We start from the raw sequence: 15,920 nt of genomic DNA on the forward strand, positions 1-15,920 counted from the left end.
TCGGCCGCGCCGGGGGGGCCGCGGCCCCCGAGACTCCCGGGCCCGGGCGGGGCCCCCCCGGTTCCGCGCCTTGGGGGGGGGGCGGCCAACAACCCCCCCCCCCCCCCCACTCCACTTTTGGGCCGGCCGAACGGCGGGTAAGGTTAGGTTAGCCTCACCGATCAATCGGGACGGCACCACTGATCGATCCCGCCGGGAGGTGAACCGCGTGTACGTCTGCAGTTGCTTCGGTGTCACCGAACAGCAGGTGAAGAAGCACGCGGAGGCCGGCGCCTGCACCCCCCGCCAGATAGCCTCCGCCTGCAAGGCGGGCACGGACTGCGGTTCCTGCGTCCGGCGCATTCAGGCCATCCTGGGCCGGGGTGCCTGTCCGCGGCGTGAGCTCGCGGACCAGGGCCAGCCGGTCCTCGCCGAGCTCGACGAGGCGGCCTAGGGCCTGTCCCGGCGGACCGGGTCCTAGCTCTCCGGCTGCTCGATCAGCTGCGCGATGTACAGCGCCTCGCCGAGCTTCTCCAGGAGCTCCAGCTGGGTGTCGAGGTAGTCGATGTGGTGCTCCTCGTCCTCCAGGATCGACTCGAAGATGTTCGCCGACGTGATGTCGCCCTTGGCGCGCATCACCTCGATACCGCGCTTGAGGCGGTCGATGGCCTCGACCTCGACCTGCCGGTCGGCCTCGAACATCTCCTTGATCGTCTGTCCGACCCGGACGTGGAACAGGCGCTGGTAGTTCGGCAGCCCCTCCAGGAACAGGATCCGGTCGGTGAGGACCTCGGCGTGCTTCATCTCGTCGAACGACTCGTGCCGGGTGTACTTCGCGAGCTTCGTCCAGCCGAAGTTCTCCTGCATCTTGGCGTGCAGGAAGTACTGGTTGATCGCGGTGAGCTCGCCCGTGAGCTGCTCGTTGAGGAATTCGATGACCTCGGGGTCGCCCTGCATCGCAGAGGCTCCTTCCAAAGGGGTGACTGCCAGGTTGCGCCGCATGATTGCACCGCCGAAGAAGATCGTCCAGTAAGTCTGCGCTTACTAAGTAAGTACATGCTTAGTCCGATTTGAGGCGGTTCATGGTGGAGCTGGTCAGGTGCACCGCTCCGGGTCTGTCAGGATGGAGTCATGGGTCAGCCGGTGGAACGAGAGAGTGGGGAAACAGCACACTTCGAGCTTCCGCCGGGGCAGCGAATGCAGCGCGGATGGCCGGTCACCCACTACGGACCCGTCCCCAAGTTCCGCCCCGAACGCTGGGAGTTCCGCGTCTTCGGCGCCACCGCGGACAGCGAGAAGAGCTGCTGGAACCACGAGGAGTTCTCGGCCCTGCCGCACACCAGCGTGGTGGCCGATCTGCACTGCGTGACGAAGTTCAGCATGCTCGGCGCCGAGTGGGGCGGCGTCCCCGCCCGCACCCTCCTGGAGATCGCCCCGCCCGCCCCGGCCGTCACCCATGTGATGGTGTGGGCCGAGTACGGCTTCAGCTCCAACCTCCGCCTCGCGGACTTCGCCGCCGAGCGCACGATCTTCGCCACCCACAAGGACGGCGAGCTGCTCACCGCCGAACACGGCTTCCCGCTCCGCCTCGTCGTCCCGCATCTGTACGCCTGGAAGGGCCCCAAATGGGTCCGCGGCGTCGAGTACATGACCGCCGACCGCCGGGGCTTCTGGGAGGAGCGCGGCTACCACAACATCGGCGACCCCTGGCGGGAGCAGCGCTACTCCTACCAGGAGGGCCCGGGGGACGGCCCCGAGCTGTAGCCCGCCGCGGGCTCAGTGGTACCGGTGCACCACCGCGTGCCCCTTGCCGCGGCCGATCATCCACTTGTTGACCGGGGTGGTCGCCACGAACGCGATCGCCAGCGAGACGGCCAGCGCGCCCCAGAACAGGACGTCGTCCAGTTGCGCGTCCATCGCCCCGGGCCACAGCGCAATCACACCGTTGTCGACCAGCTCCATCACGGCGATCGACAGTGTGTCCGCCGCCAGCGCCACCTTCACGGCGGCCCGCAGGCCGAGGCCCGCCCTCAGGACCCCGCGCAGGGTGAGCGAATAGCCGAAGAAGAAGGCGAGGACGATCGCGAGGACCGTCGTCGGGACGTTGCCCCAGCCCAGCGCGGTGCCGATGACCATGCCGAGCACCTCGCCGATGGCGCAGCCGGTGAGGCAGTGCAGGGTGGCCTGGACGGCCGTGCTCCAGCCGCTGTCCGGCGAGTGCACGTGCCCGTGGTCGGGTCCGGGCTGGTGCGTGTGTCCGTGCTCGTGTGTCATGGCGGCCCCCAATGCCGGGTGACGGTTCCTGCTCCAGACAGGAACCGTATACCCCCCTGGGGTATTCCCCGTGTCAGTCGTCGCGCAGCTTCTTGAGTCGTTCCACGTCCGCCGCGTGCCCTTCCTTCCCGCCCGGCGTCTCGATGACCAGCGGGACGCCCTCGGTGGCGGGGTGGGTCATCAGGGCCCGGAACGGGTCCTCGCCGATATGGCCGGCGCCGATGTTCTCGTGCCGGTCCTTGTGGGCGCCGACGACGTCCTTGGAGTCGTTGGCGTGGATCAGCTTCAGCCGGCCCTCGCCGACGGTGTCCACCAGCAGGTCCAGCGTCTGGTGCATCCCGGCCGGGCCGGTCAGGTCGTGCCCGGCGGCGAAGATGTGACAGGTGTCCAGGCAGATCCCGAGCTTCGGATGGGAGTCCAGCGCCTCGAAGTACGGCCCGAAGTCCCAGGTGCGCGAGCAGAGCGAGGAGCCCTGGCCCGCCGTGGACTCCAGGAGCAGGAACGGGTCGTCGTCATGGGTCAGCTCGTCCAGCAGCGGCAGCAGACGCGCACGCACCTGCGCCAGGGCCACCGACCGCTCCCGGCCGCCGGTCGCGCTGCCGGTGTGCACGACCACGCCGAGCGCCCCGATCTCCCGGCCGCGCCGCAGGGAGTGCCGCAGCGACTCGACCGACTTCTCCACGGTCGCCTCGGTGTGGGAGCCGAAGTTGATCAGATACGGGGCGTGCACGTACGCCGGGATCGATTCCTCGGCGCAGGCCGCGCGGAATTCCTCGTCCTGGCGCGGGTTCCCGGTCGGGGTGGCCCAGCCGCGCGGGTTGGCGACGAAGACCTGGACGGTCTCGGCCTTCAGTTCACGGGCGTAGGCCAGGCCCACGGAGTTCAGGCCGCCGGCCACGGGCACATGGCCGCCGACGGGGTTGCGCAGTCGCTCGCTGGTCACCCGCAAAGGGTGTCATGGCCCCGGACCCGCCCCGTCGGCGGATCCGGGCCGGTGGGTCCGGGCGCCGGCGGGTCCGGGTCGGCGGATCCGTCAGCGGATCCGGATCGTGATCGTCGATCCCTTGGGCGCGGTGTCCCCGCCGTCCACGGACTGGCCCTTGACGGTGTCGCCGAAGAGCCCGAGGAGGCCGCGGTCCTCGTCGACCTGGAACCCGGCGGCCTCCAGCTCGGCCTTGGCGTCGTCGACCTTGTCGCCGACCACGTCCGGGACCTCGACCATCTCGGGTCCCTTGGAGACCGTCAGCGTGACCGTGTCGCCCTCGGCGACCTCGCCGCCGCCCTCCGGGGACTGCGTGGCGACCTGGCCCGCCTCGAACTCGGAGTTGACCCGCCCGGTGGCGACCTTGACCTTGAGCCCCGACTCGGCGAGCTCCGCCTTGGCGTCCTCCAGGCTCGCCCCCGTCACGTCCGGGACCTCGACCGGGCTGCCCTTGCTGACGACCAGGGCGACGGCCGCACCGGAACGCAGCGTGGTGCCCGCCTCGGGGTCGGTGCGGATCACGAAGCCCTTGATGACGTCGTCGCTGAACTCCCGGGTCACCATGCCCGGTTCCAGCCCGTCGCTCTTGAGCCGGGCGCGCGCCTTGTCCAGGCGGTAGCCGTTGAGGTCGGTCAGCTTCACCGTCTCGGGGCCGTCGGAGACGGTCAGTGTCACCGAGTCGTTGTTCCGTATCCGGGTGCCCACCGTCGGGTCGGAGTTGATGACCCGGCCCCGCTTCACGGTGTCGCTGTAGGCGTGCTCGACGTCGCCGACGTCGAGACCCGCCTCCTTCAGCCGGTCCTCGGCCTGCGCCTCGGTCTTCCCGATCAGCGCCGGGACCTTGGTGAACTGGCCGGAGTTGATGTACCAGACCCCGGCGCCCACGCCCAGGATCAGCAGCAGCGCCACGACGACCGCGAGCGGCCCGCGCGGCGAGGGACCCGAACGGCGCCGGCGCGGCGGGGGCGGCGGGCTCGCCAAACGGCTCGTGCGATGGACCCCCTCCTCCGGCTCGTCCTCGTTGACCGGCAGCAGACGCGGGACCGTGAGCGAGCGCGGGATCACGCTGGTGCGGTCCTCGGCGGTGCTGTGCTGCGCCGACAGGGCCTGCGGCGGCACCGCGTCCAGCTGGTCCCCGCTGAGCCCGGCGCGCGCCTCGCGGGCCAGCGCCAGCAGCGCCACCGCGTCGTAGGGGCGGACGTCCGGGGTGCGGGCCGTGGCCGCCGCGACCAGCTCGTCCAGCGCGAAGGCCAGCCCCGGCACGATCGCCGAGGGCGGCGGGACGTCCTCGTGCAGATGCTTGTAGAGCACCACGGCGGGGGAGTCGCCGTCGTGCGGCTTCTCGCCGGTCAGCATCTCGTACAGCACGACACCGCACGCGTACACGTCGACGCGGGTGTCGGTGGTGCCGTTCTCGATCTGCTCGGGGGCGAGGTAGGCGACCGTGCCGAGGACGGCGCCGGTGGTGCTCGTCACCGTGTCGACCGAGCGGACCAGGCCGAAGTCGGCGACCTTGACCCGGCCGTCGTCCCCTATCAGCACGTTCTCCGGCTTCATGTCGCGGTGCACGAACCCGGCCCGGTGCGCGGCGCCGAGCGCGGCCAGCACCGGTTCCAGGATGTCGAGCGCGGCCCGCGGCTGGAGCGCGCCGCGGTCCCGCAGCACGTCCCGCAGGGTGCAGCCGGCGACGTACTCCATCGCCAGATAGACGTACGACCCGTCCGTGCCCTGGTCGAAGACCTGCACCACGTTGGGGTGGGCGAGCCGGGCGACGGACTTGGCCTCGCGGATGAACCGGTCCACGAACGAGGCGTCGGCCGCGAGGCCCGGGTGCATCACCTTCAGCGCGAGCACGCGGTCGAGGCGGGTGTCCACGGCCCGGTAGACCGTGGCCATCCCGCCGACCGCGATCCGCGCCTCCACGCGATAGCGGCCGTCGAGCACCTGCCCGACCAATGGGTCCTGAAGGGTCGTATCCACGCAGGTGAGTGTACGAGCCGACACTGACAGCCCATCCGGTTCGGCCGAGATAAGGGCTCAGTTGCAGCCGACCTGTGACGGACGTCGCAAAGTCGCGGACATCGGTCGAACATACGTTCAGAAAGCCGGGCGTTCCGGATCCGGCCGGGCCCGCTCGTCGTGCGGATCCAGCCGGGCCCGCCCCTCGTGCGGCGAGGACGCCCGCGCGAAGTGCCGCCGCGGGATGCGCCCCGCCCGGTGTGCCAGCCGGCCCGCCTCCACCGCGTGCCGCATCGCGTGCGCCATCAGCTCCGGCTCCTGCGCCCGGGTCACCGCCGAGGCGAGCATCACCCCGGCGCAGCCCAGCTCCATCGCCAGCGCCGCGTCCGAGGCGGTCCCCGCGCCCGCGTCCAGGATCACCGGCACGCGCGCGTGCCCGACGATCAGCTCGAAGTTGTGCGGGTTGCGGATGCCCAGCCCGGAGCCGATGGGGGAGCCCAGCGGCATGATCGCCGCACAGCCCACGTCCTCCAGCTTCCGGGCCAGCACCGGGTCGTCGTTGGTGTACGGCAGCACCGTGAAGCCGTCGTCGACCAGGGTCTCGGCGGCGTCCAGCAGCTCGATCGGGTCGGGCAGCAGGGTCCGCTCGTCGGCGATGACCTCCAGCTTCACCACGTCCGTGCCGAGCGCCTCCCGCGCGAGACGGGCGGTCAGCACGGCCTCACCGGCGGTGAAGCAGCCCGCGGTGTTGGGCAGCACCCGGATGCCGAGCCGGGTCAGCACCGAGAGCACCGAGCCGTGCACGGACGGGTCGACGCGGCGCATCGCGACCGTCGTCAGCTCCGTGCCCGAGGCGATCAGGGCCCGCTCCAGCACGTCCAGGCTGGGCGCGCCGCCGGTGCCCATGATCAGCCGGGACGAGAACGCCGTACCGCCGAGGACGAAGGGATCGTCGGCCATGGGTCAGCCTCCTTGGACTGCGGTGAGGATCTCGACGCGGTCGCCGTCGGACAGCGGGGTCGAGGGCCACTGGGCGCGCGGGACGACGGTCTCGTTGAGGGCGGCGGCCACCCCGGAGGGCGCCGGGGCGAGGGAGCGCACGACGCTGTCCAGGGCCGTGCCGGGCGCGACGTCGCGCGGGCGTCCGTTGACGGAGATGTTCACGCGGGCGCCTCCGTGAGGCTCGCCGAGAACCGCCGCGGGGTGAACGGGCGCGCCTCGTCGGTCAGTTCACCGGTGACCAGGGCGTGCGCCAGCGTGTCGCCGGTGACGGGCGCGAGCAGCACGCCGTTGCGGTGGTGGCCGGTGGCCAGGAGCAGTCCCGGCAGCTCGGTCGGGCCGAGCAGGGGAGCGTTGTCGGGGGAGCCCGGTCGCAGCCCCGCGCGGGTCTCGGTCAGCGGCAGCTCCGTGATCCCCGGGACCAGTTCGTGCGCGTCGCGCAGCAGCTCGTAGACGCCGCCCGCGGTCACCGTCGTGTCCCAGCCGAGCTCCTCGCTGGTCGCGCCGACGACCAGCTCGCCGTTCTCGCGGGGCACCAGATAGACCTGGCCGCCGCGCACCACGGCCCGCACGGTGCGGCTCAGGAACGGCGCGTACCGCGCGGGCACCGTCAGCCGCAGCACCTGGCCCTTCACGGGGCGCACGGGCGGCACGACGGCACCGGGGACGCCGGCCAGCCGCCCGCTGAGGCTGCCCCCGGCCAGCACGACCTGGTGCGCGGCCAGCCGCGTGCCGTCCGCGGTGGTGACCCCGGCGGCCCGGTCCCGGACGACGTCCAGCCGCTCGGCCCAGGTGCGGTGGAAGACCACGCGCGCGTGCTCGCACGCGGCCAGCAGCGCCGCCGTGAGCCGCCGCGGGTCGATCTGGTGGTCGCCGTCCACCCGCAGCCCGCCGCGCACCCCGGGCGCGAGCATCGGCTCCAGGCGCCGGCACTCGCGCCCCGACAGCCACTCGGAGTCGAGCCCCGAGTCCCGTTGCAGGGCGTGCAGCTCCCGCAGATGGGCGCGGTCGTCCGCGTCCAGGGCGACCGCGAGCGTGCCGCACCGCCGGTAGCCCAGGTCGTGCCCGGTCAGGTCGGTCAGCTCGGCCGCGAACCGCGGGTAGCGGCGCGCCGAGGCCAGGTTCAGGCCGAGCAGGGTCTGCTCGCCGTAGTGCAGTTCGGTGACGGCGGCCAGCATCCCGGCGGCCACCCGGGCGGCCCCGCCGCCCGGCTCGGGGTCCACGACGGCCGTGGCGAGACCGCGCTGCGCGGCCCGCCAGGCCGTCACGAGCCCGATGATCCCGCCCCCGACGACGAGGACGTCTGACGTACGTGAGGACATGGGCGTCCAGCCCCTCCCTTCGCCGGCATGACCCGGATCAGGTTCGTACGGTCGGAGGCCGCCAGCCTCCCTCTCAGCCCGGTGCGTCCGGGCTCCCGCGAGTGCTCTACGTTGGCCACCCTAGCCCGTGGTTTCGCGCCTTCGTAAGGAGCCCTCCGTCATGCCCCGCTCGCTGGACGGCCTCGTCCTCGCCCCCGTCGCCGACCAGGCCCCAGGTCAGGTGGGGACCCGCACCCGGTTCACGTACCACGAGAAGGACGGCGAGATCTGGGCCGAGTACGAGGGCGGCGACGTGGTGCGCGGGCATCTGGTCGGCACCCGTCAGGGCGACCGGCTCGACTTCCGGTACGTGCAGCTCAAGACCGACGGGACGACCTCCTCCGGCCACTGCGTGTCCCTCGTGGTGGAGCTCGCCGACGGCAGGCTGCGGCTGGAGGAGAGCTGGGAGTGGGAGTCGCAGCGGGGCAGCGGGACCAGCGTTGTGGAGCAGGTCACGGTGCACGGCCGCTGACTGACAAATTGTCAGGTGTCTATGGTGATCCGGTGAGCGAGCAGACGACGAGGTCGCAGCGGCACGTGGTGGTGGTCGGCGCGGGCATGGCCGGCGTCCAGACCGCCGTGGCCCTGCGCGAACAGGGGTTCACCGGCACGATCACCCTGATCGGCGCGGAACCCCATCAGCCCTACGACCGGCCGCCCCTGTCCAAGGCCGTCCTCCTCGGCAAGGCCGAGGGGTCCGCCTTCGACATCGACTTCGAGGCGCTCGGCATCGGACTCCGGCTCGGCGTCGAGGTGCTCGGCGTCCGCCCGGACGCCCGCGAACTGGACACCTCCGAGGGGGTGTTCCCGTACGACGTGCTGGTCCTCGCCACCGGTGCCGAACCGGTCCGGCTGCCCGGCACGGAGGGCGTGCCCGGCGTCCACCTGCTGCGCACCCTGGACGACGCCGAACGGCTGCGCCCCGTGCTCGCCCGGCAGCACGACATCGTGGTCGTCGGCGCGGGCTGGATCGGCGCCGAGTTCGCCACCGCCGCGCGCGAGGCGGGCTGCGCGGTCACCGTCGTGGAGGCCGCCGACCGGCCGCTCGCCGGGGCCCTGCCCGCCGAGGTCGCCGCGCCGATGACGTCCTGGTACGCCGACGCGGGCGCCACCCTGCGCACCCACGCGCGCGTGGAGCGCGTCGTGCCCGGCGAGGTCCTCCTCGCCGACGGCACCCGGCTGCCGGCCGGCGCCGTCGTCGTCGGCATCGGGGCCCGCCCCGCGACCGCGTGGCTGACCGGCTCGGGCATCGCGCTCGGCGCCCACGGCGAGGTCGTCGCCGACGACGGCCTGCGCACCTCGGTCCCCGACGTCTACGCCGTCGGCGACTGCGCCTCCTTCCCCTCGGGCCGGTACGGCGAGCGGCTCCTGGTCCACCACTGGGACAACGCGCTCCAGGGCCCGCGCACGGTCGCCGCCAACATCGTCGGCGAGACGCCCCAGGTCTACGACCCGGTCCCGTACTTCTGGTCCGAGCAGTTCGGCCGCTTCGTCCAGTACGCCGGCCACCACACCCCCGGCGACACGGTCCTGTGGCGCGGCGACCCCTCCGGCCCCGCCTGGACCGTCTGCTGGCTGCGCGAGGGACGGCTCGTCGCCCTCCTCGCGGTCGGCCGGCCCCGCGACCTGGCCCAGGGACGGCGCCTGATCGAGGCGGGCACGTCCCTGGACGCGGAACTCCTCACGGACCCGGCCAAGCCCCTGAAGACCGCCGTGGCCTAACGGGAAACCGCAGGTGGAGGGGGTCCGGCTTCCGGCTGTCAGTCCTAGATGGCACGCTTGATGCCGTGACCGAGATTGACGCAAAGACCGATGCTCTCGTCCCCGCCTGGCTCACCCTCCCCGACATCGCCGAGATCTTCGACGTCGAGGTGACGCGCGTGCGCCAGCTGGTCAAGGACGGCCAGCTCATCGCCGTGCGCCGGGGTGAGAACCGCGCGCTGCACGTCCCCGCCGCCTTCATCGACGGGGTCGAGCAGAAGGTCGTCAAGGGCCTCGTCGGGACCCTGACGCTCCTGCGGGACGACGGCTTCACGGACGAAGAGATGCTGGAGTGGCTCTTCACTCCCGACGACAGCCTGCCGGGCACGCCCGCCCAGGCCCTGAGCGAGAACCGCGGCACGGAGGTGAAGCGCCGCGCCCAGGCGCTCGCCGTCTGACCCGGCCGAGCCGACACGCACGACCGCCCGCGCGTCAGGAGCGACGGGCGGCCCCGCGGCAGTGACCCGCGGCCGTGCGGAACACGGCCGCGGCTGCCCGCACCGCGGGTCGTAGGGTGGGCTGGCTCGTACGCCACCGACCCCGGGGGATCTCATGACCGACAGCGCCCGCGCCCGCCTCGCCGACGCCCGCGTCTACCTCTGCACGGACGCCCGCCGGCGTCAGGGCGACCTCCCCGAGTTCCTGGACGCCGTCCTGGCGGGCGGGGTCGACATCGTGCAGCTGCGCGACAAGGGCATGGAGGCGGCCGAGGAGCTGGAGCACCTCGCGGTGTTCGCCGACGCCTGCGCCCGGCACGGCAAGCTCCTCGCCGTCAACGACCGCGCGGACGTCGCCCACGCCGCCGGGGCCGCCGTGCTCCACCTCGGCCAGGGCGACCTGCCCGTCCCCGCCGCGCGGGCGATCCTCGGCGACGGCGTCCTCGTGGGCCGCTCCACGCACGCGGAGACGGAAGCCGCGGCGGCGGCCGTCCAGGACGGCGTCGACTACTTCTGTACCGGCCCCTGCTGGCCCACCCCCACCAAGCCCGGCCGCCACGCCCCCGGCCTCGGTCTGGTCCGGTACACCGCCGCCCTCGGCACCGACCGCCCCTGGTTCGCCATCGGCGGCATCGACCTCGGCAACCTCGACGAGGTCCTCGACGCGGGCGCCCGCCGGGTCGTCGTCGTCCGGGCCATCACGGAGGCGGCCGACCCGGGCGCGGCGGCGGCGGAGTTCGCGAAGCGGGTGCGGGGCATGTGACCCGCGCGTGAACCGCCCAGGACCGGGCGGGCCGGCTCCCTGCGGCCTCCGCGCCGCCTCCGTGCCGCCTCCGCGCGGTCTCCATTGGTCCGTCCGGGTGTCCGAGGGGTGGACAACAAGTCGACAAAACGGGCAAATTTCAGTGATCCGGTTGGGGGACCGACGCCCCCTGGCTAACCTGCCGGTATGGCCCTCGGCACCGCATCCACCAGGTCGGATCACGCCCGCACCGTGCGCGACATGCTCGCGACCGGCAAGACGACGTATTCGTTCGAGTTCTACGCCCCGAAAACCCCCAAGGGCGAACGGAACCTGTGGAACGCGCTGCGCCGGGTCGAGGCCGTCGCCCCCGACTTCGTCTCCGTCACCTACGGCGCCGGCGGCTCCACCCGCGCGGGCACGGTCAAGGCGACCGAGGCGATCGCCTCCGACACCACGCTCACGCCCATCGCGCACCTCACCGCCGTCGACCACTCGGTGGCCGACCTGCGCAACATCATCGGCCAGTACGCCGACGCCGGGATCCGCAACATGCTCGCGCTGCGCGGCGACCCGCCCGGCGACCCGATGGGCGACTGGGTGCCGCACCCCCAGGGGCTGACGTACGCCGCCGAGCTGGTTGAACTCATCAAGAATTCCGGGGACTTCTGCGTCGGCGTCGCGGCCTTCCCCGCGATGCATCCGCGCAGCGCCGCGTGGGACGCCGACGTACGCCACTTCGTCGACAAGTGCCGGGCCGGCGCCGACTACGCGATCACCCAGATGTTCTTCCAACCCGAGGACTACCTGCGGCTTCGCGACAAGGTCGCCGCCGCCGGGTGCGCGACGCCGATCATCCCGGAGATCATGCCGATCGGCAGCGTGAGGACGCTGGAACGCATCCCGTCCCTCACCAACGCCGCCTTCCCGGACGCCCTGAAAGAGCGGATCCTCACAGCGAAAGACGATCCGGCCGCTGTACGCTCCATGGGCATCGAGTTCGCCACGGAGTTCTGCGCGCGCCTGCTGGCCGAGGGAGTGCCCGGCTTGCACTTCATCACGCTCAACAACTCGACGGCGACACTGGAAATCTACGAGAACCTGGGTCTGCACCACCCACCGCAGACCTAGACCGGCCGCACGGATGTACGACACACTGCGTAGCGGTCACTGGGAGAGGGGCGTACATGGGCTGGACGGTCCTCTACATCGCGTTCGGCATCGTCGCGCTGTGGTTGCTCGGTGAGGTGCTGCTGCAGTACAAGGCGCGCCTGCGCTGGAGGCTGCTCGCCTTCGCCGGCTTCGTCGGTGTGGTCCTCGGTGTCCTGATCCCGTCGGTCGTCGTCATCGGCCTCGGCGCCGTAGCCTTCGCGGTCGGCCAGACCTACGTCACGCTCTCCTTCCGCCGCGGCTTCGCCCAGGGCTGGGCCGTCTCCGCCGGCGGCCTCGGCGCGAGCAAGCGCCGCCGCGAGGAGGAGTACGCCGACCCCACCCTGGAGGTCTCCGACCTGGAGTCGACGGACTCCGGCTACGACGACGGCTTCCGCCAGGACCGTCCGCAGTCCGCCGGTTTCGGCCAGGACGAGTACGAGCGCGACGACGTCTTCACCCCGGCCCGCCCGGCCGACGCCACCCCCGCCGGGGGCACCGCCGTCTACGAGCCCCAGCCCATCCCCGACGACACCGGCTCCTACGGCGTGTACCGCGACGCCTCGTACGCGACGCCGTCGGCCGACACCTCGTACCAGGACCAGTACGCGGGCGCCGCCCAGGGCTCCGACCAGCAGCAGTACGGCTACGACGGCTACAACAACACCGGCTACGACCAGCAGCAGTACGGCTACGACATGGCCGGACAGCAGCAGTACGCCGCCTACTCCGACCCGTACATCGGCACCCAGACCTACGACGGCGGCTACGACGCCTCGTACGGCGGGCAGCAGCAGTACGACCAGCAGTCCTACGGCCAGGACCAGTACGGCAACCCCGTCTACGGCGGCGAGACCCCGCCCGGCGGTGTCTGGGTCCCCCAGCAGCGCTCCACCGACGACGCCTACAACGGCGAACTCCCGCCCGAGCAGCCGTACCCGTACCAGGGCAACGGCCAGCAGGGCAACGGCTACGACGAGCAGCAGTACCGCTTCTGAGCCACGCCGGGCGCCGCCCCGGTCACCTCGTCACCTCACGGGCACGGGCCGCCGCTCACTGGGAGCCGCGGAACTCCGGGCCCTCCACGATCAGCCCCGCCACCAGCGCACCCGACATGCCCGCGTGCGGCAGTCCGCCGCCGGGGTGGGACCAGCCGCCCACGGTGAACAGACCCGGCAGCGCGGTGCTGTTCGACGGGTGCAGCAGCCGCCCCCCGGCCGCGGCGAGCGACGGTGCCGGAACGGCTCCGCCCTCGGCGCCCGTCTCCCGCGCGATGTCGGCCGGGGCGCGCGTCTCGTGCCACAGCAGCCGCTCGCGCAGACCGGGCACGGCCCGCTCGGCGACGGTGATCAGCTCGTCCGTGTACCCGTCCGGGAGCGCCGCCCCGGCGGGCACCGTCGCGGTGAGCGTGACCGCCTCGTGGTCCGCGTCCGGGACCGACGCCGGGTCACCGGGGCGCAGCACCGTCAGGGTCGGGCCCGGGGCCGGTGACGAGGGCGACCCGAACACCGCCTCCAGCTCCCGCTCCCGGTCCGCCGTGTGCACGACCGTCCGGTGCGCCGTCCCCGCCGGTCGTCCTCCGCGCAGCGCCAGCAGGACCGTGGCCCGGCTGGGCAGTCCGCCGCGGGCGGGCACCTCGGCCCCGGCCCGGAGCGCCGTGTCCGGCATCCGGCCCTCCAGCACGCCGGGCGCGACACCGGCGACGACGAAGTCCGCCTCCACCACCTCGCCGCCGGCCAGTTCCAGCCCGGCCGCCCGCCCGTCCTTCTCCAGCACCCGGGTGACCTCGGCGCCGAAGCGGAACTCCACCCGGCGGGCCACGCACCGCTCGTGCACCGCGCGCGCCAGCTCCCGGACGCCGCCCCGGACGTACCAGGTGCCGAAGGCGTGGTCCAGATACGGCAGGACCGCCGCGCTCGCCGGGGTGACCCGCGGGTCGAGGCCGTGCGCCAGCGCGTAGCCGTCGAGGAGGGCGGCCAGCCGGGGGTCGCGCAGCTCCCAGGCGCCGATCTCGGCGAGGGTGCCGGCCCGCCGCGTGCGCAGCAGCTTCTTGTGCGGGACCGCCGGGTAGGGCTCGCGGTCGGCGAGCACCTCCCAGTTGGGCCACAGGGGCTCTTCGAGGAGCGGTCGGCGGGTGCGGTCCCAGGCCTCGCGGGCCCGGACCAGGAAGTCGCCCCAGCGGGCGCCGAGGCCCGCGCCGAGCGCGTCGTCCAGCGCCGCGACCACGCCCGCGCGCGAGGCGTTGGGCAGGGCGGCCTCGGTGCCGTCGGCGAACAGATGCCGCGCGGAGGGGTCGACCTGGACCAGCTCGACGACCGACTCCAGCGGCTCCTTGCCGGTCTTGACGAACAGGTCGCGGTGGACCGCGGGCAGGGGGAGCAGGCCCGGGCCGGTGTCGAAGGCGAAGCCGTCGCGCTCGAAGCGGCGCACCCCGCCGCCGTACGTGTCCGTCCGCTCGTACACCGCCACCCGGTGGCCCGCGACGGCCAGCCGGGCAGCGGTCGCCATCGCGCCCATGCCGGCGCCGATCACCGCAATCCGTGCCATGCCAGGGACTGTATCGGCCGCCACTGACAGTCAGGTCGCCCAGGTCAGCCGGGAGGCCCTCCGGCCCGGCCCGCCAGCCGTCTCTCCTCCCGGCGCTGGGCCCTGCGGCGCAGGAACCGCCGGATCCGGGAGACCAGGAGGTACAGCACGATCAGTCCCGCCACCAGCAGGACGGCCGCGATGACCGCCGCCGCCTCCGGGTGGAACATCGCGAAGGTGACGACGCCCGCGACACCGAGGTCCTCGGCGAGACTGACGACGACGTTGCTGAACGGCTCCGGCGAGGTGTTGACCGCCATCCGCGTCCCGGTCTTGACGGCGTGGCTGGCCAGCGCCGTGGAACCGCCGAGGACACCGGCGGCCACGTCGTTCAGCGAACCGCTCTGACCGGCGAGCAGGGCCCCCACCCAGGCGCCCGCGACGGGCCGGATCACCGTGTGGACGGAGTCCCACGCCGAGTCGAGGTACGGGATCTTGTCCGCGACCGCCTCGCAGGCGAACAGCACGGCCGCTGTGACGAGGACCTCAGGGCGCTGGAGGGTCTCGGGGACGTCGTCGCTCAGTCCGGTGGCGCCGAACACGCCCAGCAGCAGCACCACCGCGTACGCGTTGATGCCGCTGGCCCAGCCGCTGGTGAAGACGAGGGGGAGTACGGACACGGACGCGATCGTAACCAGTCGGCGACCGGCCGTCCTGGGGGTGAGCGCGTACTCCTGAGTAGCCGTACCTAGGGCGAGAGATGAGTACGCGCGCGGATGGGGGCCGACCTGCGCGGACGAGAAGGTGGAGGCACGGAGAAGGGGCAAGGCCCCGGTACCGGCGACACGGGGCGCCGGAACGGAGCCTCCCCGGATCCGCTCCTTCCGCCGGCCGACCGCCGGCGGGAGCGAGGCACGGGGGACCGGGGGAACTCGGGGGAACGACCGAACGGGGGAGTACGGGGGAACGGGGGAGCACGGGAAGGCGCCGGTTCGAGGTGGCCCGCGGGGGACGCGGCCACGGCGGACCGGCGCTTTCCCGTGCTCCCCCCGGGCCGCCGCCCGCTCACGCGAAGTCCAGTCACCGAGGCCCGCTCAGTGACGGCCGCTGACCCGCCCCTGCAACAGCCGCGAGAGCGCCGCGTGCACGTCGTCCAGGGTCCGCTCCGGCTGAAACGCCTTCCAGTCCAGGGCCGCCACCAGCACCATGCCGACCAGCGCGGACGCCGTCAGCGAGACGTCGATCGACTCGTGGAACTCGCCGGTCGCGATGCCCTCGCGCAGGACGTCCTCCACGACCGCCACGGCCTGCTGGCGCACCACCAGGAGCGTGGACTGCCAGGCCCGGCCGGTGCGCCACAGCTCGGCCACGTAGAGCTGGGTGAAGGCCGGGTAGCGGTCGATGAAGACCAGACCGGCGCGGATCATCGCGTCCAGGGCGTCCGTGCGGCTGCCGCCGTCCCTGGCCGTCCCCTCCGACGCCTCGCGCAGCGAGGCCGTGAGGAGCCCCACGCCGTGCCGCAGCAGCTCCTCGAAGAGGACGGACTTGCTCGCGAAGTTGTAGTAGACCGTGCCCTTCGCGACCCCGGCCCGCTCGGCGATCTCGTCGACCGTGGTGGCGGAGAAGCCCTTCTCCGCGATGAGCGTGACGGCCGCTTCGTAGAGCTTCTGCCGGGTGGCCTCGCGGCGCGTGCTGCCGCTGCTGCTTTCCATGGCCCCGATTCTCACAGCAACGGCACCGCCCCCGGTCCG

The 15,920-nt window shown here is 72.8% G+C and carries 18 protein-coding genes and 1 riboswitch; of the genes, 8 read left to right on the forward strand and 10 right to left on the reverse strand.

Translation table 11 applies throughout. The features are described from left to right. Positions 1-199: 199 nt before the first annotated feature. Positions 200-433 carry a bacterioferritin-associated ferredoxin gene (locus ACIPSE_RS18270; protein WP_401663677.1) on the forward strand — a complete coding sequence of 78 codons (234 nt, stop codon included), beginning with the start codon at positions 200-202 and terminating at the stop codon, positions 431-433. A gap of 23 nt (positions 434-456) precedes the next feature. Here ACIPSE_RS18270 and bfr read toward each other — a convergent pair whose 3' ends face one another. After that, positions 457-936, reverse strand: coding sequence for a bacterioferritin (gene bfr, locus ACIPSE_RS18275; RefSeq protein ID WP_401663680.1), 480 nt, complete (start codon positions 934-936; stop codon positions 457-459). Between the two features lie 174 nt (positions 937-1,110). Between bfr and ACIPSE_RS18280 the strand changes: the two genes are divergently transcribed. Then, positions 1,111-1,743 carry a sulfite oxidase-like oxidoreductase gene (locus ACIPSE_RS18280; RefSeq protein WP_401663683.1) on the forward strand — a complete coding sequence of 211 codons (633 nt, stop codon included), beginning with the start codon at positions 1,111-1,113 and terminating at the stop codon, positions 1,741-1,743. Positions 1,744-1,755: 12 nt separating this feature from the next. Here the strand turns inward: ACIPSE_RS18280 and ACIPSE_RS18285 are convergent, their stop codons facing one another. From ACIPSE_RS18285 to thiO, 6 genes are all read right to left on the reverse strand, one after another. Then, positions 1,756-2,253 carry a DUF4396 domain-containing protein gene (locus ACIPSE_RS18285; protein ID WP_401663685.1) on the reverse strand — a complete coding sequence of 166 codons (498 nt, stop codon included), beginning with the start codon at positions 2,251-2,253 and terminating at the stop codon, positions 1,756-1,758. 73 nt (positions 2,254-2,326) lie between these two features. Continuing rightward, positions 2,327-3,196: a deoxyribonuclease IV gene (locus ACIPSE_RS18290; RefSeq protein WP_401663687.1), complete on the reverse strand. Its 870-nt coding sequence runs from the start codon at positions 3,194-3,196 to the stop codon at positions 2,327-2,329. A 90-nt stretch (positions 3,197-3,286) separates the two neighbouring features. Further along, the gene (gene pknB / locus ACIPSE_RS18295) at positions 3,287-5,215 is read right to left on the reverse strand and encodes a Stk1 family PASTA domain-containing Ser/Thr kinase (RefSeq protein WP_401663689.1); all 1,929 of its coding nucleotides are present in this window, start codon (positions 5,213-5,215) and stop codon (positions 3,287-3,289) included. A 117-nt stretch (positions 5,216-5,332) separates the two neighbouring features. Further along, on the reverse strand, positions 5,333-6,154 hold the full coding sequence (locus ACIPSE_RS18300) for a thiazole synthase (protein WP_401663691.1): 822 nt from the start codon (positions 6,152-6,154) through the stop codon (positions 5,333-5,335). A gap of 3 nt (positions 6,155-6,157) precedes the next feature. Then, a complete protein-coding gene (gene thiS / locus ACIPSE_RS18305; RefSeq protein WP_401663693.1) occupies positions 6,158-6,358 on the reverse strand; it encodes a sulfur carrier protein ThiS in 201 nt (66 codons plus the stop codon). Continuing rightward, entirely contained in the window at positions 6,355-7,515 is a 1,161-nt protein-coding gene (gene thiO, locus ACIPSE_RS18310; protein ID WP_401663695.1) for a glycine oxidase ThiO, read from the reverse strand. Before thiO ends, thiS begins: the two co-directional genes overlap by 4 nt. Further along, positions 7,513-7,624, reverse strand: a riboswitch (TPP riboswitch). It overlaps the preceding gene by 3 nt. Before the next feature lie 51 nt (positions 7,625-7,675). Between thiO and ACIPSE_RS18315 the strand changes: the two genes are divergently transcribed. The 6 genes from ACIPSE_RS18315 to ACIPSE_RS18340 all read left to right on the forward strand — a co-directional run bounded on the left by ACIPSE_RS18315 (position 7,676) and on the right by ACIPSE_RS18340 (position 12,641). After that, positions 7,676-8,026, forward strand: a complete 351-nt coding sequence (locus ACIPSE_RS18315; protein WP_401663698.1) for a hypothetical protein — start codon at positions 7,676-7,678, stop codon at positions 8,024-8,026. A 32-nt stretch (positions 8,027-8,058) separates the two neighbouring features. Beyond that, positions 8,059-9,276: an NAD(P)/FAD-dependent oxidoreductase gene (locus tag ACIPSE_RS18320; RefSeq protein WP_401663700.1), complete on the forward strand. Its 1,218-nt coding sequence runs from the start codon at positions 8,059-8,061 to the stop codon at positions 9,274-9,276. Positions 9,277-9,341: 65 nt separating this feature from the next. Further along, positions 9,342-9,713, forward strand: coding sequence for an Rv2175c family DNA-binding protein (locus tag ACIPSE_RS18325; protein WP_401663702.1), 372 nt, complete (start codon positions 9,342-9,344; stop codon positions 9,711-9,713). 154 nt (positions 9,714-9,867) lie between these two features. Next, a complete protein-coding gene (gene thiE / locus ACIPSE_RS18330) occupies positions 9,868-10,515 on the forward strand; it encodes a thiamine phosphate synthase (protein WP_401663704.1) in 648 nt (215 codons plus the stop codon). A gap of 186 nt (positions 10,516-10,701) precedes the next feature. Continuing rightward, on the forward strand, positions 10,702-11,625 hold the full coding sequence (gene metF, locus ACIPSE_RS18335) for a methylenetetrahydrofolate reductase [NAD(P)H] (protein ID WP_401663707.1): 924 nt from the start codon (positions 10,702-10,704) through the stop codon (positions 11,623-11,625). Positions 11,626-11,681: 56 nt separating this feature from the next. Next, positions 11,682-12,641: a hypothetical protein gene (locus tag ACIPSE_RS18340; protein ID WP_401663710.1), complete on the forward strand. Its 960-nt coding sequence runs from the start codon at positions 11,682-11,684 to the stop codon at positions 12,639-12,641. A gap of 55 nt (positions 12,642-12,696) precedes the next feature. Here the strand turns inward: ACIPSE_RS18340 and ACIPSE_RS18345 are convergent, their stop codons facing one another. The 3 genes from ACIPSE_RS18345 to ACIPSE_RS18355 all read right to left on the reverse strand — a co-directional run bounded on the left by ACIPSE_RS18345 (position 12,697) and on the right by ACIPSE_RS18355 (position 15,881). Continuing rightward, positions 12,697-14,190 carry a phytoene desaturase family protein gene (locus ACIPSE_RS18345; RefSeq protein WP_401663712.1) on the reverse strand — a complete coding sequence of 498 codons (1,494 nt, stop codon included), beginning with the start codon at positions 14,188-14,190 and terminating at the stop codon, positions 12,697-12,699. Positions 14,191-14,234: 44 nt separating this feature from the next. Next, positions 14,235-14,849 carry a DUF4126 domain-containing protein gene (locus ACIPSE_RS18350; RefSeq protein ID WP_401663714.1) on the reverse strand — a complete coding sequence of 205 codons (615 nt, stop codon included), beginning with the start codon at positions 14,847-14,849 and terminating at the stop codon, positions 14,235-14,237. A 414-nt stretch (positions 14,850-15,263) separates the two neighbouring features. Continuing rightward, the gene (locus ACIPSE_RS18355) at positions 15,264-15,881 is read right to left on the reverse strand and encodes a TetR/AcrR family transcriptional regulator (RefSeq protein ID WP_401663717.1); all 618 of its coding nucleotides are present in this window, start codon (positions 15,879-15,881) and stop codon (positions 15,264-15,266) included. Positions 15,882-15,920 lie beyond the last annotated feature (39 nt).

The sequence above is a fragment of the Streptomyces sp. NPDC090106 genome (assembly GCF_044747265.1).
Classification (GTDB): domain Bacteria; phylum Actinomycetota; class Actinomycetes; order Streptomycetales; family Streptomycetaceae; genus Streptomyces.